Raw genomic sequence first — 26866 nt, forward strand, 5'->3', positions numbered from 1 at the left:
CCCCCCCCGCACCACCCACCCGCACCGACCGGGCACGAGATGCCGCCGCGGGCGGGGACTGCGAGCATCCACGCTGTGCAGATCTTCGGACGACACCTCGTGAGTGCGACGTGAGCGAGCGCCCGGCCGGGCCCCTGACCGACGAGGACCCGCCCGTGCCCGTGGCGGCGACGGGCGAGCCCACCGCCACCGTGGTCGGGCGCAAGGTCGCCTCCTCCGCCCAGTGGGCGCTGCGCCTGCTCATCCTCGGCGTGGCCGCCTACGCGCTGCTGTGGCTGATCGGCAAGGGCTGGTCGCTGATCTTCCCGCTGCTGCTGGGCGTCCTGCTCGCGGCGGTGCTGTGGCCGCTCGCCCGGCTGCTGCGCCGCTTCCTGCCCGCCGCCGCAGCAGCAGGACTGTCGCTGCTGATCCTGCTGGGGGTGCTCGCCGGCGTCTTCGCCTCGATCATCCCCAGCGTGGCCGACCAGGCCCCGGCCGTGGCGGAGAGCGCCAGCGAGGGCCTCGACCAGGTCCAGCAGTGGGTCGCGGGACCCCCGCTGAACCTCGGCGACGAGCAGCTCGGCGGCCTCATCAACCAGGGCATCGAGAAGCTGCAGGCGAACGCCCAGACGATCGCCATCAGCCTCGCGGGGGGCCTCGGGACCCTGGGTTCAGGGCTCATCACCACCCTGCTCGTCCTCGTGCTGGCGTTCTTCTGCCTCAACGACGGCGACAAGCTGCTGCCCTGGTCGCGGCGCTGGCTGGACGAGCGCACCTGGCGCCACACCGACGCCCTGGGGCGGCGCCTCTGGACCGTGATGCGCGGCTACATCCTCGCCCAGGCGGCCGTGGCGCTGGCCGACGCCATCCTCATCGGGATCGGCCTGGTGATCGTCGGGGTGCCCTTCGCCCTGCCGCTCGCCGTGATCATCTTCTTCTCGGCGTTCATCCCGATCATCGGGGCGATCGTCTCCGGGCTGCTGGCCGTCCTGGTGGCCCTCGTCACCGGCGGCCTCACCTCCGCGCTGATCATCCTGGGGGTCGTGTTCGTCGTCCAGCAGATCGAGGGCAACGTCCTGCAGCCCCTGCTCGTGGGCCACACCATGAACCTCCACCCGGCCGTCGTCATCGCGGCCGTCACCATCGGCGGCACCCTCTACGGGATCACGGGGGCGTTCCTGGCGGTGCCGGTGGCCGCCGTGATCGCGGTGGTGCTGCGCTACGCCCGGCACACGCTGCACCCCGACGAGCCGGAGAACCCGGTGCGGGGCGAGCGGGAGCAGCAGCGGATCGAGCGCATCCGCCGGCTGCGGCGGGCGGAGCGGCCCCAGCCCGCGGAGACGCCGCAGGCACCCGCCTGACCCACCCCGGCGGTGGCCGCGGTCGCGGTCGCCGCCGGGCAGCGGTCAGGAAGCCTGCGGAACGACGAGGGCGGTGGCGATCGCCGCCAGACCCTCACCGCGGCCGGTGAACCCCAGCCCGTCCGTGGTCGTGCCCGCGACGCTCACGGGTGCGCCGCACGCCTCGCTGAGGGCGGCCTCCGCCTCCGCGCGCCGGGACCCGATCTTCGGCCGGTTGCCGATGACCTGCACCGACACGTTGCCGATGCGGAAGCCGGCGGCCCGCACCAGGCGGGCGGCCTCGGCGAGCAGCACCACGCCCTCCGCGCCGCGCCACTGCGGCCGGCCGGTGCCGAAGTGCAGGCCGAGGTCGCCGATGCCCGCGGCGGCGAAGAGGGCGTCCGCGGCCGCGTGGGCGGCCACGTCGCCGTCGGAGTGGCCCTCGAGCCCGGCCGGCTCGTGCGGCCACAGCAACCCGGCCACCCGGCAGGGGCGGCCACCGGAGAGCGCGTGGACGTCGACGCCCGTGCCCACCCGGGGCAGGGGCGCTGCGGCGGTCTGCGGCTCAGCGCTCACGGTCGGTGCCTCCCTCGGGGACGGGCGGGTCGGCGTTCCCCGCCGCCAGGAGCGCCCGGGCGAGCACGAGGTCCAGCGGGCGGGTCACCTTGAAGGCCTCCTCAGCGCCGGGCACCACGTGGACGCGGTGTCCCGCGGCCTCCAGGAGGCCTGCGTCGTCGGTGGCCGGCGCACCGCGGGCGGCGTCGTGCACGGCGCGCAGCACGGCGGTGCGGAAGCCCTGCGGGGTCTGCACCGCCTGGAGCTCCGCGCGGTCGACGGTCTCCACCACCCGGCCGCCGCGGACGCGCTTGACGGTGTCCGTGACGGGCAGGACCGGCACGACACCGGCGGCCCCCGCGCGCACCGCCCGGACGACGTCGGCGAAGACGGCGGGGGGCGTGAGGCAGCGGGCAGCGTCGTGGACGAGCACCACGTCGGCATCGGCGGGCAGCGCCGAGAGGGCCGCCCACACGGAGGCCTGCCGGTCACCGGCGCCCTCCACGAGCAGCGGCTCGACGGGCAGCGCGCCCTCCAGCAGGATGCGGACGTGCTCCACGGCGCCCGGCGGACACGCCACCGCGATCACGTCGATGACCCCGGAGGCGACCGCACGCTCGAGGGCGTGCACCAGCAGGGGCCGCCCGTCCAGCTCCACGAGCGCCTTGGGGCGCCCGGCCCCAAGCCGCTCACCACGACCGGCGGCGGGGACGACGAGGGCGGTCCTCAGGAGGCGAGGACCTCGTCCAGCAGGGACTCCGCCTTGTCCTCGTTGGTGTTCTCCGCGAGCGCCAGCTCGGACACCAGGATCTGGCGGGCCTTGGCGAGCATGCGCTTCTCACCGGCGGAGAGACCGCGGTCCTGGTCGCGGCGCCACAGGTCGCGGACGACCTCGGCGACCTTGATCACGTCACCAGAGGCGAGCTTCTCGAGGTTGGCCTTGTAGCGGCGCGACCAGTTGGTCGGCTCCTCCGCGTACGGGGTCCGCAGCACGGAGAAGACCCGCTCCAGGCCCTCGCGGCCGACGACGTCGCGCACGCCCACCAGGTCGACGTTCTCCGCCGGCACCTCGATGGTCAAGTCGCCCTGGGCGACCTTGAGGACGAGGTACAGCTTGTCCTCGCCCTTGATGGTCCGGGTCTTGATCTCCTCGATCAGTGCGGCCCCGTGGTGGGGGTAGACAACTGTTTCGCCGACCGTGAAAGCCATGGTTGATGAGACCCCTTTCGTAGCTCCAGATTACCATGCGAACCGCTTGCCGAACAGCCCCCGATGCCGCGTTTGCGCAGGTCAGAGGCCCTCTACCGACGGATCCCGCCTTGACAGCTCCGCAGTGACGTGCTCCCGGCGGCACCACGGGGCGCCTCGGTCGCCTCCCGTCCGGGGCCTCCCGGTAGGCTCGCGGGTGTGAAGCGCCGCCTCCGTGGACCCGCCGCCGTCGCGATCGCCGCCCTCGTCACGGCGGGCGCATCCGGCTGCGCGATCTTCTCCCCCGTGCAGACCGCCATCCCCTACGAGCCCAGCGACGGCTTCAGCGCCGAGGTGGGCGACGCGATGGTGAGCAACGCCGTCATCGTCTCCGAGGGCGAGGGCGCACCCGGCGTCCTCTCCGCGACGCTGATCAACACCACGCCCGAGGACGTCACCGTCACGATCCTCCCCGACGGCGGCCGCAGCACCGAGGTCACCGTGCCGTCCGGCGTCGCCGTGGTGCTCAGCGACCAGGACCCGCGTCCCAGCGCCACCGAGGGCCCGGGCGGCGGCGAACTCACGCCCGAGTCGGCCTTCATCCAGATCCCCTCCGTCGAGGCGATCCCCGGCGAGCTGGTGCTCGTCGGCTTCCAGTCGGGCGGCGAGGAGATCGAGCTCAGGGCCCCCGTGGTGCTCCCCCGCCACGAGTACGCGCCGTTCACGCCGACGCAGAGCCCGACGCCCACTCGCACGGCCACCCCCACCGCGACCCCCACCGCGACCCCCACCGCGACCCCCACGGCGACCGCTGAGCCGGCCGAGCCGCTCGAGGGCGCCGACGAGGGCCCCGCGGCGCCCGCCGGCTGACGACCCGAACGGTCCGCACGCACGGCACGGGCCGGGCGACCCTCCGGTCGCCCGGCCCGTGCCGTGCGTGGCGGCGGCGCCGCGGCTCAGGCCTCGTACTTGTAGCCCAGCCCCCGCACGGTGACGAGGTGCTTCGGGGAGGACGGGTCCGGCTCGATCTTCGCCCGCAGCCGCTTGACGTGGACGTCGAGGGTCTTGGTGTCGCCGACGTAGTCGGAGCCCCACACGCGGTCGATGAGCTGGACCCGGGTCAGGACCCGCCCCGCGTTGCGCAGCAGCATCTCCAGCAGCTCGAACTCCTTCAGGGGCAGGGAGACCTGCTCGCCGTTGACCGTGACGACGTGACGGTCGACGTCCATCCGCACCGGACCCGCCTCGATGGTGGCCTGCACCAGGTCCTCCGGCTCCGCACCCCGGCGCAGCACCGCCCGCACCCGGGCCAGCAGCTCCCGCGAGGAGTACGGCTTGGTCACGTAGTCGTCCGCGCCGATCTCGAGCCCCACGACCTTGTCGATCTCCGAATCCTTCGCCGTCAACATGATCACCGGGACGCTCGAGCGTGTGCGCAGCTGCCGGCACACCTCGGTGCCCGGGATGCCGGGGAGCATCAGGTCGAGCAGCACCAGGTCCGCACCCGTGCGGTCGAACTCCTCCAGGGCCGCCGGGCCGGTGCCGGCCACCGACACGTCGTAGCCCTCCCGCCGCAGCAGGTACGACAGCGGGTCGCTGAACGACTCCTCGTCCTCGACCAGCAGGATGCGGGTCACGGTGTGTTCTCCTCACTCACGGCGGGCTCCACGGCCCGGCTCTGGGGACGGCTCCCGGGACGGTTCTCGGCCCGGCTCCGGATGGTGGTCTCAGGGCTCACCGCGCGGCCCGTCCCGGCGCCGCGGCCGGTGCGGACACCCCCGCCGGGGAGACGGGGGAGGCGACGGTGTCGGTGGCGTCGGGCAGGCGCAGGGTGAAGGTCGACCCCTCCCCGACCACGCTCCACACCGTCACCTCGCCGCGGTGGTTGGCGGCGATGTGCTTGACGATGGACAGACCCAGGCCCGTGCCGCCCGTCAGACGGGAGCGCGCCGGGTCCACGCGGTAGAAGCGCTCGAAGATGCGGTCCAGGTCCGCGGCGGGGATCCCCACACCCCGGTCGATGACGGCGATCTCCACCGATCCGCCGACGCGTCGGGTCTCCACGACGACCTTGCTGCCCTCCGGGGAGTAGGCGACCGCGTTGTGCACCAGGTTGCGCACCGCCGTCACCAGCAGCTCGTGGTCCCCGACGACCTGCACCTGCTCCTCGCCCGCCACCACCACCTCGGCGTCGCGGGCCTTGACGACCGACCCCGTCCGGTCGACGGCCTCGGTGATCACGTCGTCCACCGACAGCAGCTTCGGCTGGACCACGCCCGGGGAGGACTGCAGCCGGGACAGGTCGATGATCTCCTTGACCAGGTCGGCCAGCCGGACCGACTCCCGCTGCATCTGCGAGGCGAAGTGGCGCACCGCCTCCGGGTCGTCCGCGGCGCCGTCCACCGCCTCCGCCAGCAGCGACAGCGCACCCACGGGCGTCTTCAGCTCGTGGCTGACGTTGACGAGGAAGTCGCGGCGGACCTCCTCCACCCGGCGCGCCTCGGTGTGGTCCTCCACCAGGAGCAGCACGTGGTGGGCGCCCAGCCAGGAGACCCGCGCCCGCACCACGCTGGCCCCGCGGCCCATCGGCCCGGCCGGCAGCTCCAGCTCCGCCTCGTGGACCTCGCCGTCGCGGCGGCACTGCCGGACCATCTGGCGCAGCGGGGCGTGGACGAGCTCGCGGCCGCTGACGATGCCCGTGGCGTAGGCGGCGGCGCTGGCGCGCACCACCTCGTCGGCATCGCCCATGACCACCGCGGAGGAGCGCAGCGCGGCGAGGACGTCACCGACGCCGGCGGGGAGGTCGGCCGGGCCCGGCTGAGCGCGCGGCGCCTCCTGCTGGTGCTCGCTGAACCAGAAGGCCAGCACCGCACCCGCTCCCACCACGGCACCGACGCAGCCTGCGAAGATGGCCAGGATCTCCGGTGTCACCGCTCCCCCACGGGCATGAGACTACGTGCGCGGCACGACGGCGAGGAGCACCCGAACCCCGGGAACCGGCGCGGAGGGGTCTCCTGGCAAGATGTTCATCCCTGCGCTGCGCTTCGTTCACTCCCGCCTGTGAGCGTACCGTTGGCCGGAGCACACTCATCGTGACGGGGCGGAAGGGGCGCACGTGCGCGAGCAGTTCCACGGCGAGCTCAACCTGGTGGTCGAGACCCTGCTGGAGATGGCCCACCTCGCCGAGTCGGCGATGTCCCGGGCCACCACCGCGCTGCTCGACGCCGACCGCGAGCTCGCCGAGAGCGTCATCGCCGCCGACCAGCGCATCGACGTCCTGCAGCACGAGCTCGAGCAGCGCTGCCTGCACATCCTCGCGCGGCAGCAGCCCGTGGCCACCGATCTGCGCATCGTCGTGACGGCCCTGCGCATGAGCCTCGACCTGGAGCGCATGGGCGACCTCGCCCGCCACGTCGCCAAGCTCGCCCGGCTGCGCCACCCCAACCCCGCGGTGCCGCCGGAGATGCGCGCAACCATCCGGCAGATGGGTCAGGTCGCCGAGCGCATCGTCGCCAAGGCCGGCAGCGTCATCGCCACCCGCGACCTCGACCTCGCCGGGGAGCTCGAGGTCGACGACGACGAGATGGACCAGCTGCACCGCAGCATCTTCGCGTTCCTCCTCTCCGGCGACCGCTCCCACCAGACGGAGTCCGCCGTCGACCTCACCCTCTGCGGGCGCTACTACGAGCGCTTCGCCGACCACGCCGTCTCCGTCGCGCGGCGGGTGGTGTTCCTCGTCACCGGTGAGTACGACGACGAGGCGTCGACGGCGGCGCCCACCACCGCCTCCACGCGCACCTCCACCACCGGCCGCGAACGGCGCGTCGCCGAGCGCGAGCAGGACCAGTCCACCGCACAGGTCTGAGACCGGCGCCCGGCCAGAGGGAGGCCCCGATGCTGCGACGACGCGGCGTCCTGCTGGCGCCCGCCCGGCTCCCCGCGCTCGCGCTGGCGCTGGTCCTCACCGGGTGCACCGGCTCCCCGGCTGTGCCCCCGGAGGGCCCCGGCACGTCGACGGGCGCCTCCCCCACCGCCACGGACGGGACGGCCGGCCCGTCGCCGTCGACGTCCGCCGGCGACCCGACGTCCACCCCCGCCACCGGCGTCGACTGCGAGCGCGTCGAAGCCGCCAAGGACGCCCTCGACGCGGCCGTCCGCGAGGAGATGGACCGCCTCGACGTCGGCCGCGACGACCCGCGCGCCCCCTCGGTCGCCGCGCTCGTCACCACGATGCGCGGGCAGGAGTACTACGCCGCACTCGTCGACGCCACCGACGGCGCCCTGCGCGCCGACGCCCGCCTGGCCATGGACTACTACGAGTCCCTCGCCGCGCAGGTCGGCTCCGTCGACGTCGGCACCGGCGGCGCCGCGGAGATCGCCGCCGCCCTGGAACGGGTGGACGCGCTCGGCGCCGACCCCGACGTGGTGGCCGCGCAGCAGCGGGTCGCGCAGGAGGTGGAACTCGCCTGCTCCGACGACGCCCCCGCCCCCGACGCCTCCGCCGGCACCGCGGCCGAGGCGGGCACGGGCGGCTGAACCGGCCACCTGCGGGCGCCGCCGCGACGGCGCCCGCAGGGTCCGATCAGCGACCCTGGTTCGCCACCGCCGCCGCGGCCGCGGCCGCCGCCTGCGGGTCCAGGTACTCCCCGCCGGGCTGCACCGGGCGCAGCTCGTCGTCCAGCCGGTAGAGCAGCGGGATGCCCGTGGGGATGTTCAGGCCGGCGATCGCCTCGTCGGAGATGCCGTCCAGGTGCTTCACCAGCGCCCGCAGGGAGTTGCCGTGCGCGGCGAGCAGCACCACCTTGCCCGCGCGCAGGTCGGGGACGACGGCCTCCTCCCAGTACGGCAGCATCCGGGCCACGACGTCCTTCAGGCACTCCGTGCGCGGCATGTCCCCGCCGAGGGCGGCGTAGCGCGGGTCGCCGTCCTGGGAGAACTCCGCGCCCTGCTCGATCTCCGGCGGGGGCGTGTCGTAGGAGCGGCGCCACAGCATGAACTGCTCCTCGCCGAACTCCGCCAGGGTCTGCTTCTTGTCCTTGCCCTGCAGGGCGCCGTAGTGGCGCTCGTTGAGGCGCCAGGAGCGGCGCACGTCGATCCAGTGCCGGTCGGCCGCGTCGAGCGCCAGGTGCGCAGTGGTGATCGCGCGGCGCAGCAGGGAGGTGTGCACGACGTCGGGGAGCACCCCGGCCTCGACGAGCAGCTCACCGCCGCGGGCGGCCTCCGTGCGGCCCTTCTCCGAGAGGGGGACGTCCACCCAGCCGGTGAAGAGGTTCAGCGCGTTCCACTCGCTCTCACCGTGGCGGAGCAGCACGAGGGTTGCAGTCATGGCCGACAACCTAGTGGGCGGCCCCTGCGGTGGCGGCGGCCCTCCCGCGGCCACCGGGTCGACCGCTCAGGTGCGCCGGCGGGCCCCGACGACCGAGCGGTACACCCGCGCGGTGGCCTCCGCCGTGGCCGCCCACCCGAACCCCGACGCGTGCGCCACCGCACCGGCCGCCAGCTCCCGCCGCCGCACCGGGTCGTCCAGCAGCGCCTCCAGCTGCAGCGCCCACACCGCCGGGTCGTGGGAGTCGACGAGCACGCCGGAGACCCCGTCGGCCACCGCGGTGCGCAGGCCGCCCACGCCGGCCGCCACGACCGGCGTCGCGCACGCCTGCGCCTCCAGGGCCACCAGGCCGAAGGACTCGCTGTACGAGGGCACCGCGACCAGGTCCGCGGCCCGGTACCACTCGGCCAGCTCGACGCGGGAGACCGGCGGGTGCAGGCGCACGACGCCCTCCAGGTCCTGCGACCGCACCAGGTCCGACAGGGCGCTGGGGCGGTTGCGTCCGGAGCCGCTGAGGCCGCCGAGGACCGCGACGAGCAGGCGCCCGCGCCGCCCCGGCTGCCGGGCGAGCAGGCGACCGGCCGCCCGCACGAGCACGTCGGGCGCCTTCAGCGGCTGGATGCGACCCACGAAGAGCAGCAGCTCCGCGTCCTGCGGCAGCCCCAGGCGCGCCCGCGCCGCCGCCCGCGGGTCCGGCTCCGGGCCCGGCGCGAAGGTCGCCAGGTCCACGCCCGGCGGCACCACCGACACCCGCTCCGGCGCCGCCCCGTACAGCTCGACGAGCTCCCGGCGCTCCTCCACGGTGTTGGCGACGAGGTGGTCGGCGGCGTCGACGACCTGCTGCTCGCCGATGACGCGCCCCGGCGGCTCCGGCACGTCGCCCTCGGCGAGGTTGGCGTTCTTCACCTTCGCCATCGTGTGCATGGTGTGCACCAGCGGAACGCCCCAGCGCTCTGCCGCGAGCCACCCCACCTGCCCGGACAGCCAGTAGTGGGAGTGCACGAGGTCGTAGTAGCCGGGCTCGCGGCGGGCCTCGGTGTGCAGCAGGCCGGCGGCGAAGGCGCACAGCTGCCCCGGCAGGTCCTCCTTCGCCAGGCCCTCGAACGGTCCGGCGGGGACGTGGTGGACCAGCACCCCCGGCACGTGCTCCACGACCGGCGGCTGCTCGGAGGAGGTGGCCCGGGTGAAGACCTCCACCTCGGTGCCCCGGCGGGCCAGCTCGGCGGCGAGCTCCAGGACGTAGACGTTCATGCCGCCCGCGTCGCCCGTGCCCGGCTGCTCGAGGGGGGAGGTGTGCAGCGACAGCACGGCGACCCGCCGGGGAGCCGCCGCGGCCGCCGGTGGGCGCGGCCGGGCCACCCGCGGGACGGGCCGGGTCGTCTTCGGGCTGCGCCCGCTCACCGCTGCACTCCGCCACCACATCCCGACGTCGTCCTGAATCCCCGGTCCCTGCCTGCCGGGGCCTGCCGCCGTCCCGACGTCGCTACGGTTCGCCGGTGCCCGCTGCCCCGCCCCCCGCCCCCCGCGGCCCCGGCCGCGGGGTCGAGCCGTCGGCAGCTGCGGGAGCCGGCCCGGAGCCGGTTCCCGCAGCGGCCGGCGCCGCTCCCCGCGGGCAGTCTGCCCCCCGCGGCGACCGGCGCGCACCAGCAGGGTCGCCGGGGCGCCCCTCCCGCCTGCGCCCCGTCGGCGCGATCACCCGGGGCACCACCGGGCCGGGACGGCTGCGCCGGGTCGAGCGCTGGCTGGCGGGACCCGCGGCGGGGGTGCTGCGCGCCGCCGCCGACCCCCTCGTGGTCGACCTCGGCTACGGCGCCGGCCCGGTCACGGTGCTCGACCTGCAGCGGTGGCTGCGCCGGGTCCGGCCCGACGTGCGCGTCGTCGGGCTGGAGATCGACCCGGCGCGGGTGGAGACCGCCCGCGCCCGGACCCGTCACCTCCCCGCCCCCCCGGAGTTCGCCCACGGCGGCTTCGAGCTGTCGGTGCCGGGCGGTGGGAGCCCGGTGCTGGTGCGGGCGTTCAACGTGCTGCGGCAGTACCCCGAGGCGGAGGTCGCCGCCGCGTGGGACCTGCTGCGCTCGCGGATGGCCCCGGGCGGGCTCCTCGTGGACGGCACCTGCGACGAGATCGGCCGCCGCGCGTCCTGGATCGCCGTGGACGCCGGGCGGGGGCCGCTGTCGCTGACCGTCTCCGTGCGCCTCGGCGGTCTCCAGCGGCCCTCGGACGTGGCGGAGCGGCTGCCGAAGGCGCTCATCCACCGCAACGTGCCCGGCGAGGGGGTCCACGCGTGGCTGCAGGCGCTGGACGCGGCCTGGGCCCGCGCGGCCCCGCTGGGCACGTTCGGGGCGCGGCAGCGGTGGCTGGCGACCTGCCGCGAGGTGGCGGGCGACTTCCCGCTGCTGGACTCCCCCGCCCGCTGGCGCCTCGGCGAGGTGACGGTGGCGTGGGCTGCCGTGGCCCCGGCGGGCGGGGCCCTCAGCGCCGGCTGAGGATCACTCCGCCGGGACGTCCACCTCGCGCAGCCGCCCGCCGCTGACGTCGACGACGAAACCGCGGACGTCGTCGTGCTGGGCCAGGAACGGCTCGGCGCGCAGGCGCCGCACCCCGCTGCGCACGCTGTCCTCCAGGTCGGCGAAGCCCCCGAGGCGCCACGACGGGCGCCGGCCGGTGTCGCGCTCGAGCTGCTCGGCGAACGCGTCGTCGTCGGCGGCGAGCATGCCGCAGCGCTCGTGCTGGACCAGCATCACCGAGCGCGTGCCCAGCAGCCGCTGACTGACCGACAGCGAGCGGACGACGTCGTCGGTGACGATGCCGCCGGCGTTGCGGATGACGTGCGCCTGCCCGCTGCTCAGCCCGAGCACGCGGTAGACGTCCAGCCTGGCGTCCATGCACGTCACGACGGCGACCCGGTCCGCGGGCGGGCTGGGCAGGTCGCGCGGCAGGAGGTCCTCGTGCGCCTGGTTGTGCGCGAGGTAGCGGTCGATCGGGGATCCGCCCTCGACGGTGGAGGGGGCGGCGGGCTGCTGCTCGGGGCTCACGCCGACAGGGTAGGCGCCCGGGCCGCCGGGGGCCTCACGCCTCCAGCAGGATCGTGACGGGCCCGTCGTTGACGAGGTCGACGGCCATGTCGGCCCCGAAGGCGCCCGTCTCCACCCGCAGTCCGCGCGCACGCAGCGCCGCGACGACGTCCGCCACCAGGGGCTCGGCCACGGGGCCGGGCGCGGCGGCGCTCCACGTCGGGCGGCGGCCCTTGGCGGTGTCGGCGTAGAGGGTGAACTGGCTGACCACGAGCACGGGCGCCCCGGCGTCGAGGACGGAGCGCTCCCCGCGGAGGACGCGCAGCTCGGCCACCTTGCGGGCGATCCGCTCCACCTGGGCGGACCCGTCGTCGTGGGTGACGCCGACGAGGACGAGCAGCCCGGGCTCCGCGATGGACCCGACCACCTCCCCCGCGACGGTGACGCCGGCCCGGGTGACGCGCTGCACGAGTGCCCTCACGCCGGGCAACTCTGCCGCACCCGGCGGGGGGAAGTGCGTGCAGGGACTACGGGGGACGGGTGAGCGCGGCCGGGTCCGGGACCGGCCCCGACCTACCCTGGCGGGGTGGTCCTCATCCCCGCGACGGCGCTCGCCGTCCTGCTCGCCTGCGCCGCAACCCTCGTGCGGCCCCGCTGGGACGTGGCCGTGCTCACGGGACTGCTGGCCGCCATCTGGTCACGGGTCAACGGCCCCGTGGAGGGTCGGGTGCTGCACGAGTTCACCCCCGGCCGCGGGTTCACCGAGGCCGACATCGTCTCCGTGGTGGCCCTCGCGATCGCCGTCACCGGCCTGCTCCGCTGCACCACCTCGGCGCTGCGGCGCTCGGACCCCCGCGGGGTTCACCAGGGGCCGTAGGGCCCCGCGGTGGTGCCGCGGCCGCCGCCGCGCCCCTTGTACGGGCGCAGGGCCGGACGGGCGTCGGTGAGGTAGACGACGGCCGCCACGACCGCGAGGGCGTCGAAGAACAGCATGCCCATCAGGTTGCCGAGGGAGATGACGCCGATGGCGGTGGCCACCCCCAGGATGGCGACCCACTTGGTCTTGGTCAGCTTGCCGGCCGCGGAGTAGGCCTCGGGCCGGTGCCGCACGGAGTCGACGAGGGCCCACGCCTGCAGGCCCAGTGCGCCCGCGGAGAGGGCGAACAGCAGCAGTCCCTGGACGGTGGCGAGGCCGGATGCGATCACAGCACGATCCTACGAGCCGCGGGCGCGTGACGGCGGGGCGTGCGCCGCGGTGTGGACGCGGGGTGGGCCGTCCGGGTCCGCTGCCACCCGCTCGGCGCAGGTCCGGGCGCCACCGCTGCGAGCCGCACCGCCTCGCCCGCGGGAACTCCGGCCGGCGCGGGGGTGCGCGCCGGGTGGACGCCGGTGCCCGTCAGCTGCCCGGGACGCCGAGGGTGTCCTCGACACTCACCACGCCCTCCCGGTAGCGGCGGGTGATCTCCTCCGTGCAGGCGTCCATGACGTGCTGCACGCGGTGGCGGTCGGCGCTGAGCTCGCGCTCCATGTCGCGCAGCGTCTCCTGGGCCTGCGCGAGCTCGTCGTCGCCGAGGGCCGCGAGGTCCGACAGCCGCGGGTCGGCGACGGCGGCCTCGGCCTGGCGGCGGTGCTCCCCCACGCGGCTGGGCTCGACGAGGCTGTGCCGGCCGTAGCCGTGGTTCATCCGGCGCGGCTCGGCGAGGACGTCGGTCAGCGCCTCGACCAGCTCCGCGTCCGAGCGCACCGACGGCAGGTCGACGGCCCCGTCCGCGCCGGCCCGGCGGGCGGTCTCGGCCTGCATGATGTCGAGGCGGCCCTGGAGGAGGCGGCGCGCGTACGAGAGGTCGGCCTCCTCCTGCTCGGCCAGCGTGCGCCGGCTGCGCAGGTCCTCCAGCGGGATGCCGTCGAGGTCCTCGAGGAAGGCCGGGGACAGGATCCGGTCGATCGCGCGCCGGCCGCCCTCCTGGTAGCCGCTGGACTCATCGCTCGCCATGTCCGCCCCCGATCAGCCGCACGCCCGGCAGTCGCCCGCTGCGATGCCTCTTCCACGCTCCGTACTGACCGAGACTATGCGATCCACCGCGCCGGAGAGCGGCGGACGGGCCGGTCCCGGCCTGCGGGACCTGTCGCGGGCGGCCGAGGGGCGCCCCGGCGCCGGTCAGGGGGCCACGACCGGCTCCTGCGCGGCGGCGATCCGGCGGACGGGAACCCCGTCCTCCCCCGCGCCGCCGACGACGACCAGGTCCGCCGCGGGGTCCGCGCTGCGCTTGAGCATGGCCAGCGCCACGGGACCGAGCTCGTGGTGGCGCGCGGCCGAGGTCACGAAGCCGATGCGCCGCTCCCCCAGCAGCACGTCGTCGCCGGGCACGGGCACGTCGTGGCCGGAGCCGTCGAGGTGCAGGAACGCCAGCCGGCGCGGCGGCCTGCCGAGGTTGTGCACCCGCGCCACGGTCTCCTGCCCGCGGTAGCAGCCCTTGTGCAGGTGGACGGCGGTGCGCAGCCAGTCCACCTCGTGCGCGATGGTGCGGTGGTCGGTCTCGAAGCCGGCGCGCGGACGCCAGGCCTCCACCCGCAGGGCCTCCGCCGCCCAGGTGCCCGCCAGGGGTTCCGCGCCCACCCGCTCGGCCAGCTCCGCCCGGGGCACGAGGAGTTCGCGCCACGGGCGGGCGCGACCGGGGTGCTCCGCGGTGCTGACCACGGCGTAGCTGGCGGTGTCGGCGCTGCCGCCCTCGGCCAGCGGCGCCTCGCCGGGCCAGGGGTCGCTCCACGCGAGCGGCTCCCCCGGCGCGGACTCCGCCCGCACGGGCTGCCCCAGCACCGCCCACTCCGCCGTCGCGTCGCGGACCTCCACGCGCAGCATGAACCGCATGGAGTGCAGCCAGTCGGCCAGGGCGCCGGCGGCACCGGGCTCGACGGTGATCCAGGTGGTGCTGCCGTCGTCGACGAGGTGCAGGTCGTGCTCGACGTGCCCCTTGGGGCTCAGCACGAGGGCCTCGGTGCTGCGGTGGGGCGGCAGGTCGCGCAGGTGCTGGGTGGTGAGGCTGTGCAGCCAGGACAGCCGGTCGGGTCCGGAGACGGTGACCACCCCGCGGTGGGACAGGTCCACCAGTCCGCGCCCGGCGGCCAGTGCGCGCTGCTCGGCGACGGGGTCGCCGTAGTGCCAGGCGACGCCGGCGTCGGGCCCGGAGCCGTCCACCGCCCCGCGCCGCGCGAGCAGTGGCGAACGCCACCGCGCCGTGTCGTCCTGCGCCGTGTCGCCCTGCGCCGTGGTCGTCGTGTCCTGCACCTGGTGCCTCCCCGTCCGGCCGCCCCGGCTCGCCGCGGCCCTGCACGCTGCAACCGCCGCGCCCGGGCCCATCATCCGCCGTCCGCGACCGCCCACCGTCCCGGCCCGTCGTCCCGCGGCCCGTCAGCTCCCGGGGGGCGACTCCCGGCAGGCCGGGCAGCGCCCGCGCAGCAGCAGGTGGCGCACGTCGACGGCGAAGCCGGACAGCTCCTCGATGCGCGCCGCCAGCGCCGACGCCTCCGCGCTGGAGACCTCGGCCATCGCGGCGCACCCCTCGCACAGCACGTGCAGGTGGTCGGCGTGCTCCACGAGGTGGTACGAGGCCGCCGCCCGGTCCAGGTGACCGCGTGCGACGAGCCCGACCTCCACCAGCGCGTCGAGGGCGCGGTAGACGGTGGAGAGGTTCACGTCGGGCGCCTGCCGCTGCACCCGCCCGGCGATGTCCTCGGGGGTCGCGTGCCCGAGGTCGGCGAGCGCGGCCAGCACCAGCTCCCGTTGCGCCGTCCGCCGCAGCCCGCGGGCGCGCAGCACCTCGCCGAAGCCCCTCGCCCGCTGCACCCGGTCAGGGTACGGCGGGCGGGGGGCCGGACGTGCGGCTCTCGCGGCGCGGACGTCGCGCTCCGCTGGCGGCAGCCGGCTCAGATGCCCGCGGTCTGCCCGGGGGCCGCGCCCTCGCGGTGGACGAGGGGCCCCTGCGCGGGGTCCACCTCCTCCGCGTAGCCGGGAGGGGTGTGCGTGCCGCCCGTGGTGGCGTCGTCGCCGGCGTCCTCTGCCGGGCCGCCCGCCCCGAGGTCGGTGGCCGCCTCGTCGGGCAGCGCCGCCCTGGGGTCGGCGGCGTCCTGCTGCGCGCCGCCCGCGCCCCCGTCGATCAGGGGCGCGTCCTGACCGGGACGGCCCGCTCCGGACTCCGTGCTGGAAGTGCTCACCGGGATCCCTCCTCCACTCGTCGGCGGCTGCCCCGTACCCGGGGCGCGGGGGCGCAAACGCCCGCGCGGTGCCTACCCGACGCGCTTGAGGCGCGCGGAGGCGTAGGACTGCAGGGGGTGCCCGCCCGCGGAGACGTCGAGCGCCCACAGCAGGTCGCCCTCGACGAGGCCGTACATGCGCTGCCCGGCGGTGTACTCGGCGGCGCCGGCGGTGCGGGCGACGACGTCGGTCGACACGTCGATCCGCGGACCCTTGGCGGTGCCGACGTAGACCTCCACCACCCCGGTGGGGTGGGCCAGCAGCACCTCCAGGCCCACGCCGGCGGGACCGGCGGCCCCCGGCTGCTGCACCGGCGGGCCGGTGGGCCGCCAGTAGCCCGTCTCGGCGTCCAGCGGCTCCTGGGGGGTGCCCGACTCGTCGAGGCGCCACATCCGGCTGGTGTAGTGCAGGAAGGGACGGCCGTCGGTGGAGAACTCGACCTCCTGCCCGAAGCGGACGTCCTCGCCGCGGGTGGGGTGGCCGACGACGCCGGCGCCCTCCCAGCGGCCGATCAGCCACGCCAGGGGGAGCAGCTCCGGCGGGGTGGAGGCGTCGATGGAGAGCACCACGACGTCAGCGCTGACCCTTGTAGAGCCGGTACACCACGAAGACGGAGAACCAGGCGATCACGATGCTCACCAGGACCAGCAGGACCAGGTAGAAGGTCTCGAGGGCTTCGATGGACATGTTCAGGACACTACAAGGGAAGGCGCGCCGTGCCCTGCCGCAGTGGCGGAGGTCGCACGCCGGGCCGGCACCTCAGGCGAGCAGCACCCTGGCCAGGACGTAGGCCCCCGGGCCGCACAGCGCGACGGGCGCGGCGGCCACGGCCAGCACCGCCCGGCGGCTGCCCACCGCGGGCAGCGGCGCGACGAGGGCGCGCCAGGTGGCGGTGACGACGCCGGCGAGCAGCCCGACCAGCGCCCCGGCCAGCAGGTGGGCGCGCGGCAGCACCGCGTCGTCCGGGCCCGCTGCGAGGGCCCACACCAGGGCCAGCACGCCGCCGCCGACGAGGACCGCCACCGCCACCGCCAGCGGCCCGGCGATCCGCAGCGGCAGCCGCACGGCGCAGGCCAGGGTGGCCGCGGCGACGGCCGCGGCGGCACCGGCCAGGAAGGGGCGCCCGTTCGCCGCGGCGGGCAGCGCCACCCAGGCCGCCGCCCCGATGACGAAGGCCTGCCCGGTGACGACGGCGGTCACCGACTCCACGAGCCGGGGGCGCCCGTCGCGGCGCAGCAGCTGGTGGCCGAAGGCCGCGAGCAGCGCGATCGCCATGGTGACGGGCAGGCGGGCGAGCAGGCCGCCGGGGCCGGCGGTCCCGGCGGTGGCCGCCTCGACGGCCACGACCGCGGCCGCCGCCAGCGCGGCGGCGGCGATGACGCCCGCGCTGCCCCGCGGCGTCGGGAGCGCCAGCAGCGCGGCCCAGCCCGAGGCGAGCAGCACGCCGAGCAGCGCGACGGCCGCGGCGAGCGCCACGACACCGGCGTGGGCGGAGAGGACGAGGAGCGCTGCCAGGGCGACCGTGGTGCCGGCCGTGGTGCCGGCCGTGGCGGGAGCGCTCACCGGGGCATCCTGGCAGAGTCCCCGCCGCGGCCCGGTGAGCGTCCTCGGGGCGGGTCCGCGACGAGGTGCGTCCGGCGCGGGAGCGGGCCCGGCTATCCTGGCCGCCCCGACGGCGGGCGCACGGTGGACGACCGGGGCAGCCGCCCGGACGCGCACCGGCCCGCCGCCCGGACACCCGGCGAGCGGAGGTCGAGACAGCCGGTGGCCCAGATCCTGCTGCTGACGAACGCGCTGTCCCCCTCCAGCGAGGTGCTGCCCGCGCTCGGCCTGCTGCTGCACTCGGTGCGGGTGCTGCCCGCGGAGGCGTCGGTGCTGGTGGACGCCCCCTCCGCGGACGCGGTGTTCGTGGACGGGCGCCGGGAGCTGGCGGCGGCGCGGTCCCTGTGCCGGCTGCTGCGGACGACGGGCCTGACCCAGCCGCTGATCCTGGTGCTCACGGAGGGCGGGATGGCGGCGGTGGCCGCGGACTGGGGCGCCGACGACGTCGTGCTGGACACCTGCGGGCCCGCGGAGCTGGAGGCGCGGCTGCGGCTGGCGACCGGGCGGCTGCGGCTGGCGGTGGAGGAGTCCGAGCACGCCGAGCCGAGCGAGATCCGCGCCGGCGACGTCACCATCGACGAGGCGTCGTACACGGCGCGGGTGCGGGGCCGGCCGCTGGACCTGACGTACAAGGAGTTCGAGCTGCTCAAGCACCTGGCGCAGCACCCGGGGCGCGTGTTCACGCGGGCCCAGCTGCTGCAGGAGGTGTGGGGCTACGACTACTTCGGCGGGACCCGCACCGTGGACGTGCACGTGCGGCGGCTGCGCGCGAAGCTCGGCGCCGAGCACGAGAGCGCGATCGGCACGGTGCGCAACGTGGGCTACCGCTTCGTCCGGCCGGGCCGGGAGGACCCCGCGGAGGCGCTGCCGGAGCCCGCTGCGGAGGCGGTGCCGGGCGCAGGTCCGGCCGGCGCGGCGGGCTCCCCCGGCGCGGCGGGCTCCCCCGGCGCGGGGGACGCCCGGTGACGGCTGCGGTGCCGGTGCGGGCCGTGGCGGCGGCGGACGTGGCCGCGGTGGAGGCGCTGGTGGCGGAGGCCGCCGCCGAGGACGGCACGGGACCGCTGTCCGAGGACGGAGCGCTGCGCCTGCGCGCACTGGCACCGGCGGAGGTCGTCCCCGGCGAGCTGGCCGCGGGCGTGGTGCACCTGGTGAGCACGGCGCACGGCGCCCCGGGCACCGTCACGGGCTACGTGCAGGTCGACACCTCCGCGCCGGGCGACGCGAGCGGTGAGCTGGTCGTCTCCCCGCGCCACCGCCGGGGCGGGGCGGGCCGCGCCCTGCTGGGGGCCGCGCGCGCCGCGGCGGGAGGGCCGCTGCGGCTGTGGGCGCACGGGGACCTGCCCCCGGCGCGCGCCCTGGCTGCGGCCGCGGGGCTGCGGCGGGTGCGGGAGCTGTCGCGGATGGCGCGGCCGCTGGGGGCGGGCGCGCAGCTGCCGCCGGCGGAGCCGCCCGCGGGCACCGCGCTGCGCACCTTCCGGCCGGGGGCCGACGACGCGGCGTGGCTGGCCCTCAACGCGGCGGCCTTCGCCCATCACCCGGAGCAGGGCCGCTGGAGCACGGCGGACCTCCTCGCCCGGCAGCGGGAGCCCTGGTTCGACCCGGCGGGGTTCTTCCTCGCCGAGGCGGACGGGGCGCTGGTGGGCTTCCACTGGACGAAGGTGGAGCCGGGTTCGCGCACGGGCGAGGTGTACGTGCTGGGCGTGGCCCCGGGCCGGGCGGGCCGCGGGCTGGGCCGGGTCCTGGCCGTGGCGGGGCTGCGGCACCTGGCGGCGCGGGGCTGCGCGGAGGTGGACCTCTACGTGGACGGGGACAACGCCGCGGCGGTGCGGCTGTACTCGGGGCTGGGGTTCGCGCGGGCCGCGCTCGACGTCCAGTACCGCAGCGGGGACTGAGCGCGACGGGCCGGGCGGGCGGGTGACGGGCGCGCCGCCGTTCACCGTCCCGACGTCCGGCGCTCATCCGCGCGTGGTCGGCCGGACGCTCCGGCAGCGTGCCGGGCGGGGTGGAACTGAGAAGATGCGGGCATGGCAGCGAGCACGCAGCAGGGTTCCCTCGTCCCCGTCCCGGCCGTGGGTCCCCGGCCGGCCGTCGCGCGCGACGAGGACGTGCCGGAGCTGCCGGCGGACCGCTTCGCGGACCGGGAGCTGTCCTGGCTCGCGTTCAACGAGCGCGTGCTGGAGATGGCCGAGGACCCGCAGATGCACCTGCTGGAGCGGGCCCGCTTCCTGGCGATCTTCGCGAACAACCTCGACGAGTTCTTCATGGTCCGGGTCGCCGGGCTCAAGCGCCGGATGGCGACGGGCCTGGCCGTCACCGCGGCCAGCGGGCTGGAGCCGCGGGAGGTCCTGGAGGCGATCAGCCGCCGCGCCCACGAGCTGACGACCCGGCACGCCGCCGTCTTCACCGACGCGGTGCGCCCGGCGCTGGCCGGGGCGGGCATCACGATCGTGCGCTGGGACGAGCTCGCGCCCGAGGAGCAGGTGCGCCTGCACGGCTTCTTCCGCGACCGGGTCTTCCCGGTGCTGACGCCGCTTGCGGTGGACCCGGCGCACCCGTTCCCCTACATCTCGGGTCTGTCGCTGAACCTGGCGGTGGTGGTGCGCAACCCCACGACCGACAAGGAGCACTTCGCGCGGGTGAAGGTGCCGCCGCTGCTGCCCCGCTTCGTGGAGGTGGAGCCGACGGCCGAGGAGGTGGAGGCCGACGGTCCCCGCCGGGCGCGCTTCGTGGCCCTGGAGGACGTCATCGCCGTCCACCTCGACCAGCTCTTCCCCGGCATGGAGATCGTGCAGCAGCACACGTTCCGGGTGACGCGCAACGAGGACCTGGAGGTGGAGGAGGACGACGCGGAGAACCTGCTCCAGGCCCTGGAGAAGGAGCTGCTGCGGCGCCGCTTCGGCCCGCCGGTGCGCCTGGAGGTCGCCTCCGACATCGACCCCCGCATCCGGGAGCTGCTGGTGCGGGAGCTGGGCGTGTCCGAGGCGGAGGTGTACGAGCTGCCGGAGCCGCTGGACCTGCGGGGGCTGTTCGGGATCGCCGACATCGACCGCCCGGAGCTGAAGTACCCGAAGTACGTCGCCCGCACCCACCGCGACCTCACCGACGGCGCGGAGACCGCCAAGCCGCGCGACGTCTTCGCGGCGATCCGCACCCACGACGTGCTGCTGCACCACCCCTACGACTCGTTCTCCACGAGCGTGCAGGCGTTCCTGGCGCAGGCGGCGGCGGACCCGAAGGTGCTGGCGATCAAGCAGACGCTCTACCGCACCAGCGGTGACTCCCCCATCGTCGACGCCCTCATCGACGCCGCGGAGGCCGGCAAGCAGGTGCTGGCGCTGGTGGAGATCAAGGCGCGCTTCGACGAGCAGGCCAACATCACGTGGGCGCGCAAGCTGGAGCAGGCGGGCGTGCACGTGGTCTACGGCCTGGTGGGGCTGAAGACGCACGCGAAGCTGAGCCTGGTGGTGCGGCAGGAGGCGGGCGGCCTGCGTCGCTACTGCCACGTCGGGACGGGCAACTACAACCCGAAGACCGCGCGGCTGTACGAGGACATGGGTCTGCTGACGGCGGACCCGAAGGTCGGCGAGGACCTGACGCGGCTGTTCAACCAGCTCTCCGGGTACGCGCCGAAGACGACGTACAAGCGGCTGCTGGTGGCGCCGCGGTCGCTGCGGACGGGGCTGATCGACCGGGTCGAGCGGGAGATCGACAACCACCTGCAGGGCCGGCCCGCCCGGGTCCGGATCAAGGTCAACTCGATCGTGGACGAGGCGCTCATCGACTCCCTGTACCGGGCCTCGCAGGCCGGGGTGGACGTCGACGTGGTGGTGCGCGGCATCTGCGCGCTGCGGCCGGGCGTGCCGGGGCTGTCGGAGCGGATCCGGGTGCGCAGCGTGCTGGGGCGCTTCCTGGAGCACAGCCGGATCTTCTGGTTCGCCAACGGCGGCGACCCCGTCGCCATGATCGGCAGCGCGGACATGATGCACCGCAACCTCGACCGCCGGGTCGAGGCGGTCGTGCGCCTGGGCGACGCCCGGCACGTGCGGGAGATCGAGGCGTTCCTGGACCTGTGCATGGACCCCGGGACGGCGTCCTGGCACCTGGGCCCCGACGGGGAGTGGGCGCGCCACGCCCTCGACGCCGAGGGGGAGCCGCTGCGGGACCTGCAGGAGCACATCATCGCCACCCGGCCGGGCCGCCGCCCGACGACACGGCGCCGGTGACGCCGGGGGCGAGGACCGTGCCCGAGGCTCGGGGCGGCCGCCCGGGTCGCGTCGAGGCCGCCGGGTGCGTGGTGCACCGGCGCCACCAGGGGCGGCTGCAGGTGCTGCTGGTGCACCGCCCCGCCCGCCGGGACCGCGGCGAGGACTGGTCGTGGCCGAAGGGGAAGCTGGACCCGGAGGAGCTGCCTGCGGTGGCGGCGGTGCGCGAGACGGCGGAGGAGTCGGGGCTGGCGGTGCGCCTGGGCCCGCGCCTGGGGTCGCTGCGCTACCCGCTCGCCGACGGCCGGCGCAAGCGGGTGCGGTACTGGGCGGCGTCCGCACTGGGGGGCACGGGCGTCTCGCCGCAGCCGCCGGAGGTGGACGACGTCGCGTGGGTGGACCTCGACGAGGCGGCGCGGCGGCTGACGCACCCGCAGGACTGCGAGCCGCTGACGGCGCTGCGCGCCCTCCTGGCGGACCACCCGCAGGGCACGTGGCCGCTGGTGGTGCTGCGGCACGGCAAGGCGCACCCGCGCTCGGAGTGGACGGCGCCGGACTTCCGCCGGCCGCTGGCGCCGGTGGGGGTGGCGCAGGCGGAGGTGCTGGTGGACCTGCTGGCCTGCTGGGGGCCGGGCCGGGTGCTGACGTCACCGTGGGTGCGCTGCTCGCAGACGGTGCGGCCGTTCGCGGCGGCGGCCGGGTTGCGGCTGGAGCCGGTGGACGAGGTGACGGAGGACGCGCACGAGCGCTCCCCGGAGGAGGCGGCGGGGGTGGTGGCGCGGCTGCTGGAGGGCGGGGAGGCGAGCGTGCTGTGCTCGCACCGGCCGGTGCTGCCGACGCTGCTGCGGGCGGTGGCGGCGCGGTCGGAGGAGTCGGTGGCGCAGCGCCTGCGGCGCACGGAGCTCGCGACGGGTGAGCTGGTCGTCACCCACGTGGACGGGGCGGGCGGAGCCGCACGGGTGGTTGCGGTGGAGCGTCACGCGACGTGACGGTCGTCACTTTCTGTGACTTTGTGCAACGCTTGACGACAGTGCGTCACGAGGTTCACCCGTTCACCTGAACGTTGCCGCTGCGCCGCCGAGGTGACGATCAACCGATGACCCCGATTCACCCCGCGTTCACCTGCGCCGGGCCGATGCGTCACTTGGCATCCTTACCTTCGAGACGTCGCCGACCCCTGCGCTGAGGGTCGCGGCCCCGGTGACCGTCCATCGTCACCGACGACCGCCCACCTCGTCGAAAGAGGACACTTTCGTGAAGCAGTCCCTCCTGCGCCGCGCCGCTCTGCCTGCCGCCCTCGTGCTCTCCCTCGGCCTCGGCGCCTGCGGCGCCGCCAACGAGACCACCACCCCCGCCGGCGAGAGCAGCGCCACCGGCGGCGCGGACAGCGGCGCCGAGGCCCTGAGCGGCGCGATCAACGGCGCGGGCTCGAGCGCCCAGCAGGCCGCCATGCAGGCCTGGATCGCCGGCTTCCAGGGCGAGCAGCCCGACGTGACCGTGAACTACGACCCCTCCGGCTCCGGCGCGGGCCGCGAGCAGTTCCTCAGCGGCGCGGTGGCCTTCGCCGGCTCCGACGCCTACCTGAAGGACGAGGAGCTCGAGGCCGCCAAGGAGCGCTGCAACGGCGGCGACGCCATCGACCTGCCGATCTACGTCTCCCCGATCGCCGTGGTCTACAACCTGCCGGGCGTGGCCGAGCTCAAGCTGAGCGGCCCCACCCTCGCCAAGATCTTCAACGGGTCGATCACCACCTGGAACGCCCCCGAGATCGCCGCCGAGAACCCCGACGCGCAGCTGCCCGCCACCGCCATCACGCCGGTGCACCGCTCCGACAAGTCGGGCACCACCGAGAACTTCACCGAGTACCTGGCCGCCGCCGGTGAGGGCGCCTGGACCGAGGAGCCCTCCGGCGAGTGGAAGCTCCCCGGCGGCGAGGCCGCCCAGGGCACCTCCGGCGTGGTCTCCGCCGTCAAGGCCGGCGAGGGCACCATCGGCTACGCCGACGCCAGCCAGGCCGGCGACCTCGGCATCGTCTCCGTCAAGGTCGGCGAGGAGTTCGTCCAGCCCACCGCCGAGGCGGCCGCCGCCGTCGTGGACGCCTCCTCCCAGGTGGAGGGCCGCCCCGAGGGCGACATCGCGATCGACCTGGCCCGCGACACCACCGAGGCCGGCGCCTACCCGATCGTCCTGGTCTCGTACCACATCGCCTGCACCAAGTACGAGGACGAGCAGACCGCCGAGCTCGTCAAGTCCTTCCTCGGCTACGTCGCCAGCGACGCGGGCCAGCAGGAGGCCGCCAAGGCCGCCGGCTCCGCCCCCATCTCGAAGAAGCTCGCCGCCACGGTGAGCGACTCCATCGAGTCGATCAGCGCCGGCAGCTGATCGACGCGACTCAGGGCTCGCTCCGAGCCCACGGAGCGGCCGCACCGACGGGGACGACCCTCGGTGCGGCCGCTCCGGCGCACCACCCGCCCGAGCGCACGACGCGGGCGGCACTCCCTCCAGCACGGACATCGAGAGGCAGCGCGTGACGACCACAGCTACCGCGGCCCGCGGCGAGGCCCGCCGCGAGGCGCGCGCCCGCGCGGGCGACCGCATCTTCAAGGGCACCTCGACCGCTGCGGGCATCCTCATCCTGCTCATCCTCGCCGCGGTGGCGATCTTCCTGCTGATCCAGGCGATCCCCGCGCTGCGCGCCCCGGCCGAGGAGGTCATGGGCGGGGAGGGTCTGCTCGGCTACATCGCCCCGCTGCTCTTCGGCACCATCCTCTCGTCGGTGATCGCGCTGGTGATCGCCACGCCGCTCGCCGTGGGCATCGCGCTGTTCATCTCGCACTACGCGCCCCGCCGGATGGCCCAGGGCCTCGGCTACGCGGTGGACCTGCTCGCCGCCGTGCCCAGCATCGTCTACGGCCTCTGGGGCTTCACCTGGCTGGCCCCGCGCCTGACGCCGCTGTACCGGTGGCTGTCGGACAACCTGGGGTTCATCCCGCTCTTCGCCGGTCCCGCCTCCCCCACCGGCCGGACCATGTTCACGGCGGGCGTCGTCCTCGCCGTCATGATCCTGCCGATCGTCACGGCCCTGTCGCGGGAGGTCTTCCTCCAGACCCCGCGCCTGCACGAGGAGGCCGCCCTCGCCCTCGGCGCCACCCGCTGGGAGACGATCCGCTACGCGGTCATCCCCTACGGCCGCTCGGGTGTCGTCAGCGCCGCGATGCTCGGCCTCGGGCGCGCCCTCGGCGAGACGATGGCGGTGGCGATCGTGCTCTCCGCGACCGGTGCCGTCACCTTCAACCTGATCGGCAGCACCAACCCGTCCACGATCCCCGCGAACATCGCCCTGACGTTCCCGGAGGCGACCGGCCTGGACGTCAGCGTGCTCATCGCCTCCGGTCTCGTGCTGTTCGTGATCACGTTTGGCGTCAACATGCTGGCCCGCTGGGTCGTCAACCGCCGCGCCGAGTTCTCCGGAGCCAACTGATGTCCGCACCCACCACCGACACCACCCGCACCGCGCAGCCCGCGGGCAGCAGCCGCGCGGGCATGCGCGAGCACCGGCTGCCGAAGTGGGCCCCGGCCGCGGTCGTCGGCGCCGCGCTCGTCGTCGCGGTCCTGCTGACCCTGCCGTTCGGCGCTCCCGTCGCGGGCGTGGCGGTCCTCACCGCGATCCTCGCGGTGGGCGGCATCTGGCTGGCCTCCCGCATCGTGGAGGGCAGCCGCAAGGCCACCGACCGCCTGGTGACCGCGCTGGTCACGGTGGCCTTCCTCATCGCGATGGTGCCGCTGGTCTCCGTGGTGTGGACGGTCGTCGCCAACGGCGCCGCGCGCCTGGACGTCCAGTTCTTCACCCACTCGATGTTCCGGGTCGTCGGCGAGGGCGGCGGCGCCCTGCACGCGCTGTGGGGCACGGTCATCGTCACCGGCCTCGCCACGCTGATCTCCGTGCCGATCGGCCTGCTGACCGCGATCTACCTGGTCGAGTACGGCCGGGGCCGCCTCGCCCGCTGGATCACCTTCCTCGTCGACGTCATGACCGGCATCCCCTCGATCGTCGCGGGCCTGTTCATCGTCGCGGTGTTCGCGCTCCTCTTCCGCCCGGGCCTGCAGCTGGGCCTCATGGGCGGGCTGGCGCTGTCCGTGCTGATGATCCCGGTCGTGGTGCGCTCCTGCGAGGAGATGCTGAAGCTCGTCCCCAACGAGCTGCGCGAGGCCTCCTACGCCCTCGGGGTGCCGAAGTGGCGCACGATCATCAAGGTCGTGCTGCGCACCGCCGTCGGCGGCATCGCCACCGGCATCACCCTGGCCGTGGCCCGCGTGACCGGCGAGACCGCCCCGCTGCTCCTCACGGTGGGCCTCACGGCCGGGCTGAACTTCAACCCCCTCGAGGGGAAGATGGCCACGCTGCCGGTGTACGCGTACTACCAGTACACGGCCCCCGGTGTGCCGCCGGAGTTCGCCATCGAGCGCGCGTGGACCGCCGTGCTCCTGCTCATCGCGCTGGTGATGGGCCTGAACCTCCTCGCCCGCGTCATCTCCCGGGTCTTCGCCCCCAAGGCCCGCTGACGGTCTCCCCCGTCCCCTCCGTCCGCACCCACCCGTACCACTCCCGAGGGAGCCAGCAGTGGCCAAGCTCATCGACGTCTCCGACCTGAACATCTACTACGGGGACTTCCTGGCGGTCGAAGACGTCACCATGACCATCGAGCCGCGTGCCGTGACCGCGCTCATCGGCCCCTCCGGCTGCGGCAAGTCGACCTTCCTGCGGTCGCTGAACCGCATGCACGAGGTCATCCCCGGCGCCCGCGTCGAGGGCAAGGTCGTCATGGACGGGCAGGACCTCTACGGCTCCGACATCGACCCGGTCACGGTGCGCCGCCAGATCGGCATGGTCTTCCAGCGGCCGAACCCGTTCCCGACGATGTCGATCTACGAGAACGTCGCCGCCGGCATCAAGCTCAACGCCAAGCGGATGAAGAAGAGCGACCTCGACGAGCTCGTGGAGCGCTCGCTGCGCGGGGCGAACCTGTGGAACGAGGTGAAGGACCGCCTCAACCGTCCGGGCGCGGGCCTCTCCGGCGGTCAGCAGCAGCGCCTGTGCATCGCGCGGGCCATCGCGATCCAGCCGGACGTCCTGCTGATGGACGAGCCCTGCTCGGCGCTGGACCCGATCTCCACCCTGGCGGTGGAGGACCTCATCGAGCAGCTGAAGCTGGAGTACACGATCGTGATCGTGACCCACAACATGCAGCAGGCCGCCCGCGTCAGCGACAAGACGGCCTTCTTCAACCTGGCCGCCGTGGGCAAGCCGGGCAAGGTCGTCGAGATCGACGACACCGCGACGATCTTCTCGAACCCGTCGCAGAAGGCCACCGAGGACTACATCTCCGGCCGCTTCGGCTGACCGGTCC

Annotated in this window: 30 protein-coding genes; 14 read left to right on the forward strand and 16 right to left on the reverse strand. The window is 75.3% G+C overall.

The features are described from left to right. Positions 1-110 precede the first annotated feature (110 nt). On the forward strand, positions 111-1340 hold the full coding sequence (locus CLV92_RS18400) for an AI-2E family transporter (protein WP_104435207.1): 1230 nt from the start codon (positions 111-113) through the stop codon (positions 1338-1340). 45 nt (positions 1341-1385) lie between these two features. On the opposite strand, the gene ispF is transcribed toward CLV92_RS18400, so the two are convergent. Genes ispF through CLV92_RS18415 form a run of 3 tightly spaced genes read right to left on the reverse strand, consistent with a single transcriptional unit; the run spans position 1386 to position 3083 of the window. Continuing rightward, positions 1386-1895 carry a 2-C-methyl-D-erythritol 2,4-cyclodiphosphate synthase gene (gene ispF, locus CLV92_RS18405; RefSeq protein WP_104435209.1) on the reverse strand — a complete coding sequence of 170 codons (510 nt, stop codon included), beginning with the start codon at positions 1893-1895 and terminating at the stop codon, positions 1386-1388. Continuing rightward, positions 1885-2604 carry a 2-C-methyl-D-erythritol 4-phosphate cytidylyltransferase gene (gene ispD, locus CLV92_RS18410; RefSeq protein ID WP_104435210.1) on the reverse strand — a complete coding sequence of 240 codons (720 nt, stop codon included), beginning with the start codon at positions 2602-2604 and terminating at the stop codon, positions 1885-1887. The genes ispF and ispD overlap by 11 nt, the downstream gene beginning before the upstream one ends. Beyond that, positions 2601-3083 (reverse strand): CarD family transcriptional regulator, encoded by a 483-nt coding sequence (locus tag CLV92_RS18415; RefSeq protein ID WP_104435212.1) that lies wholly within the window; start codon positions 3081-3083, stop codon positions 2601-2603. The genes ispD and CLV92_RS18415 overlap by 4 nt, the downstream gene beginning before the upstream one ends. Positions 3084-3281: 198 nt before the next feature. Here CLV92_RS18415 and CLV92_RS21660 point away from each other — a divergent pair, with 198 nt between their 5' ends. Further along, positions 3282-3932 carry a hypothetical protein gene (locus tag CLV92_RS21660; RefSeq protein WP_158257330.1) on the forward strand — a complete coding sequence of 217 codons (651 nt, stop codon included), beginning with the start codon at positions 3282-3284 and terminating at the stop codon, positions 3930-3932. Positions 3933-4018: 86 nt separating this feature from the next. Here the strand turns inward: CLV92_RS21660 and CLV92_RS18425 are convergent, their stop codons facing one another. Continuing rightward, complete coding sequence (locus CLV92_RS18425) at positions 4019-4699, reverse strand: response regulator transcription factor (RefSeq protein WP_104435216.1); 681 nt, start codon at positions 4697-4699, stop codon at positions 4019-4021. Positions 4700-4796: 97 nt separating this feature from the next. Then, complete coding sequence (locus tag CLV92_RS18430) at positions 4797-5993, reverse strand: sensor histidine kinase (protein ID WP_245886965.1); 1197 nt, start codon at positions 5991-5993, stop codon at positions 4797-4799. A gap of 184 nt (positions 5994-6177) precedes the next feature. On the opposite strand from CLV92_RS18430, the gene phoU reads away from it, so the two are divergent. Together phoU and CLV92_RS18440 are read left to right on the forward strand one after the other, a co-directional pair. After that, the gene (phoU, locus tag CLV92_RS18435) at positions 6178-6927 is read left to right on the forward strand and encodes a phosphate signaling complex protein PhoU (RefSeq protein ID WP_104435218.1); all 750 of its coding nucleotides are present in this window, start codon (positions 6178-6180) and stop codon (positions 6925-6927) included. 29 nt (positions 6928-6956) lie between these two features. Further along, on the forward strand, positions 6957-7598 hold the full coding sequence (locus CLV92_RS18440; RefSeq protein WP_104435220.1) for a hypothetical protein: 642 nt from the start codon (positions 6957-6959) through the stop codon (positions 7596-7598). A 46-nt stretch (positions 7599-7644) separates the two neighbouring features. Here CLV92_RS18440 and CLV92_RS18445 read toward each other — a convergent pair whose 3' ends face one another. Both CLV92_RS18445 and mshA read right to left on the reverse strand, forming a co-directional pair. Then, positions 7645-8388: a phosphoglyceromutase gene (locus CLV92_RS18445; protein ID WP_104435222.1), complete on the reverse strand. Its 744-nt coding sequence runs from the start codon at positions 8386-8388 to the stop codon at positions 7645-7647. A gap of 66 nt (positions 8389-8454) precedes the next feature. Beyond that, entirely contained in the window at positions 8455-9810 is a 1356-nt protein-coding gene (gene mshA, locus CLV92_RS18450) for a D-inositol-3-phosphate glycosyltransferase (RefSeq protein ID WP_104435224.1), read from the reverse strand. A 251-nt stretch (positions 9811-10061) separates the two neighbouring features. Here mshA and CLV92_RS18455 point away from each other — a divergent pair, with 251 nt between their 5' ends. After that, positions 10062-10874: a class I SAM-dependent methyltransferase gene (locus tag CLV92_RS18455; protein ID WP_104435346.1), complete on the forward strand. Its 813-nt coding sequence runs from the start codon at positions 10062-10064 to the stop codon at positions 10872-10874. Between the two features lie 3 nt (positions 10875-10877). Here the strand turns inward: CLV92_RS18455 and CLV92_RS18460 are convergent, their stop codons facing one another. Beyond that, positions 10878-11423: a beta-class carbonic anhydrase gene (locus CLV92_RS18460; protein WP_245886968.1), complete on the reverse strand. Its 546-nt coding sequence runs from the start codon at positions 11421-11423 to the stop codon at positions 10878-10880. Positions 11424-11457: 34 nt separating this feature from the next. Then, positions 11458-11883, reverse strand: coding sequence for a D-aminoacyl-tRNA deacylase (gene dtd / locus CLV92_RS18465; RefSeq protein WP_104435226.1), 426 nt, complete (start codon positions 11881-11883; stop codon positions 11458-11460). Between the two features lie 105 nt (positions 11884-11988). On the opposite strand from dtd, the gene CLV92_RS18470 reads away from it, so the two are divergent. Continuing rightward, positions 11989-12279, forward strand: coding sequence for a hypothetical protein (locus CLV92_RS18470; RefSeq protein ID WP_104435228.1), 291 nt, complete (start codon positions 11989-11991; stop codon positions 12277-12279). Here the strand turns inward: CLV92_RS18470 and CLV92_RS18475 are convergent. The 7 genes from CLV92_RS18475 to CLV92_RS18505 form a co-directional block, all read right to left on the reverse strand. Next, a complete protein-coding gene (locus CLV92_RS18475) occupies positions 12264-12608 on the reverse strand; it encodes a DUF2516 family protein (RefSeq protein ID WP_104435230.1) in 345 nt (114 codons plus the stop codon). The genes CLV92_RS18470 and CLV92_RS18475 overlap by 16 nt on opposite strands. A 190-nt stretch (positions 12609-12798) precedes the next feature. Then, entirely contained in the window at positions 12799-13395 is a 597-nt protein-coding gene (locus CLV92_RS18480) for an RsiG family protein (RefSeq protein ID WP_104435231.1), read from the reverse strand. Between the two features lie 165 nt (positions 13396-13560). Continuing rightward, on the reverse strand, positions 13561-14688 hold the full coding sequence (gene ygfZ / locus CLV92_RS18485; RefSeq protein ID WP_245886970.1) for a CAF17-like 4Fe-4S cluster assembly/insertion protein YgfZ: 1128 nt from the start codon (positions 14686-14688) through the stop codon (positions 13561-13563). Between the two features lie 123 nt (positions 14689-14811). Next, a complete protein-coding gene (locus CLV92_RS18490) occupies positions 14812-15246 on the reverse strand; it encodes a Fur family transcriptional regulator (RefSeq protein WP_104435233.1) in 435 nt (144 codons plus the stop codon). An 80-nt stretch (positions 15247-15326) separates the two neighbouring features. Continuing rightward, positions 15327-15614, reverse strand: coding sequence for a hypothetical protein (locus CLV92_RS18495; RefSeq protein WP_104435235.1), 288 nt, complete (start codon positions 15612-15614; stop codon positions 15327-15329). A gap of 72 nt (positions 15615-15686) precedes the next feature. Continuing rightward, a complete protein-coding gene (locus CLV92_RS18500; RefSeq protein WP_104435237.1) occupies positions 15687-16223 on the reverse strand; it encodes a heme-binding beta-barrel domain-containing protein in 537 nt (178 codons plus the stop codon). A 190-nt stretch (positions 16224-16413) separates the two neighbouring features. Beyond that, positions 16414-17217: a hypothetical protein gene (locus CLV92_RS18505; RefSeq protein WP_104435239.1), complete on the reverse strand. Its 804-nt coding sequence runs from the start codon at positions 17215-17217 to the stop codon at positions 16414-16416. 201 nt (positions 17218-17418) lie between these two features. Between CLV92_RS18505 and CLV92_RS18510 the strand changes: the two genes are divergently transcribed. The 8 genes from CLV92_RS18510 (at position 17419) to pstB (ending at position 26859) form a co-directional block, all read left to right on the forward strand. Continuing rightward, positions 17419-18222 carry a winged helix-turn-helix transcriptional regulator gene (locus CLV92_RS18510; RefSeq protein WP_104435241.1) on the forward strand — a complete coding sequence of 268 codons (804 nt, stop codon included), beginning with the start codon at positions 17419-17421 and terminating at the stop codon, positions 18220-18222. Beyond that, a complete protein-coding gene (gene mshD / locus CLV92_RS18515; protein ID WP_104435243.1) occupies positions 18219-19148 on the forward strand; it encodes a mycothiol synthase in 930 nt (309 codons plus the stop codon). Before CLV92_RS18510 ends, mshD begins: the two co-directional genes overlap by 4 nt. Positions 19149-19280: 132 nt before the next feature. Continuing rightward, positions 19281-21479 carry an RNA degradosome polyphosphate kinase gene (locus CLV92_RS18520; RefSeq protein ID WP_104435245.1) on the forward strand — a complete coding sequence of 733 codons (2199 nt, stop codon included), beginning with the start codon at positions 19281-19283 and terminating at the stop codon, positions 21477-21479. Between the two features lie 17 nt (positions 21480-21496). Continuing rightward, positions 21497-22447 carry an NUDIX hydrolase gene (locus CLV92_RS18525; RefSeq protein WP_104435247.1) on the forward strand — a complete coding sequence of 317 codons (951 nt, stop codon included), beginning with the start codon at positions 21497-21499 and terminating at the stop codon, positions 22445-22447. A 265-nt stretch (positions 22448-22712) separates the two neighbouring features. After that, positions 22713-23840, forward strand: coding sequence for a phosphate ABC transporter substrate-binding protein PstS (pstS, locus tag CLV92_RS18530; RefSeq protein WP_104435249.1), 1128 nt, complete (start codon positions 22713-22715; stop codon positions 23838-23840). Positions 23841-23985: 145 nt separating this feature from the next. Continuing rightward, positions 23986-24939 carry a phosphate ABC transporter permease subunit PstC gene (gene pstC / locus CLV92_RS18535; RefSeq protein WP_104435251.1) on the forward strand — a complete coding sequence of 318 codons (954 nt, stop codon included), beginning with the start codon at positions 23986-23988 and terminating at the stop codon, positions 24937-24939. After that, the gene (gene pstA / locus CLV92_RS18540) at positions 24939-26021 is read left to right on the forward strand and encodes a phosphate ABC transporter permease PstA (RefSeq protein WP_104435252.1); all 1083 of its coding nucleotides are present in this window, start codon (positions 24939-24941) and stop codon (positions 26019-26021) included. The genes pstC and pstA overlap by 1 nt, the downstream gene beginning before the upstream one ends. Before the next feature lie 58 nt (positions 26022-26079). Then, complete coding sequence (gene pstB, locus CLV92_RS18545) at positions 26080-26859, forward strand: phosphate ABC transporter ATP-binding protein PstB (protein ID WP_104435254.1); 780 nt, start codon at positions 26080-26082, stop codon at positions 26857-26859. Positions 26860-26866 lie beyond the last annotated feature (7 nt).

Source organism: Kineococcus xinjiangensis (assembly GCF_002934625.1).
GTDB classification, from domain to species: Bacteria; Actinomycetota; Actinomycetes; order Actinomycetales; family Kineococcaceae; genus Kineococcus_A; species Kineococcus_A xinjiangensis.

Coding starts and splice junctions, on each gene's coding strand:
- CLV92_RS18520 (WP_104435245.1), top strand. CDS start 19,281: ATGGCAGCGAGCACGCAGCAGGGTTCCCTCGTCCCCGTCCCGGCCGTG.
- CLV92_RS18440 (WP_104435220.1), top strand. CDS start 6,957: ATGCTGCGACGACGCGGCGTCCTGCTGGCGCCCGCCCGGCTCCCCGCG.
- pstA (WP_104435252.1), top strand. CDS start 24,939: ATGTCCGCACCCACCACCGACACCACCCGCACCGCGCAGCCCGCGGGC.
- CLV92_RS18415 (WP_104435212.1), bottom strand. CDS start 3,083: ATGGCTTTCACGGTCGGCGAAACAGTTGTCTACCCCCACCACGGGGCC.
- mshA (WP_104435224.1), bottom strand. CDS start 9,810: ATGTGGTGGCGGAGTGCAGCGGTGAGCGGGCGCAGCCCGAAGACGACC.
- CLV92_RS18480 (WP_104435231.1), bottom strand. CDS start 13,395: ATGGCGAGCGATGAGTCCAGCGGCTACCAGGAGGGCGGCCGGCGCGCG.
- CLV92_RS18445 (WP_104435222.1), bottom strand. CDS start 8,388: ATGACTGCAACCCTCGTGCTGCTCCGCCACGGTGAGAGCGAGTGGAAC.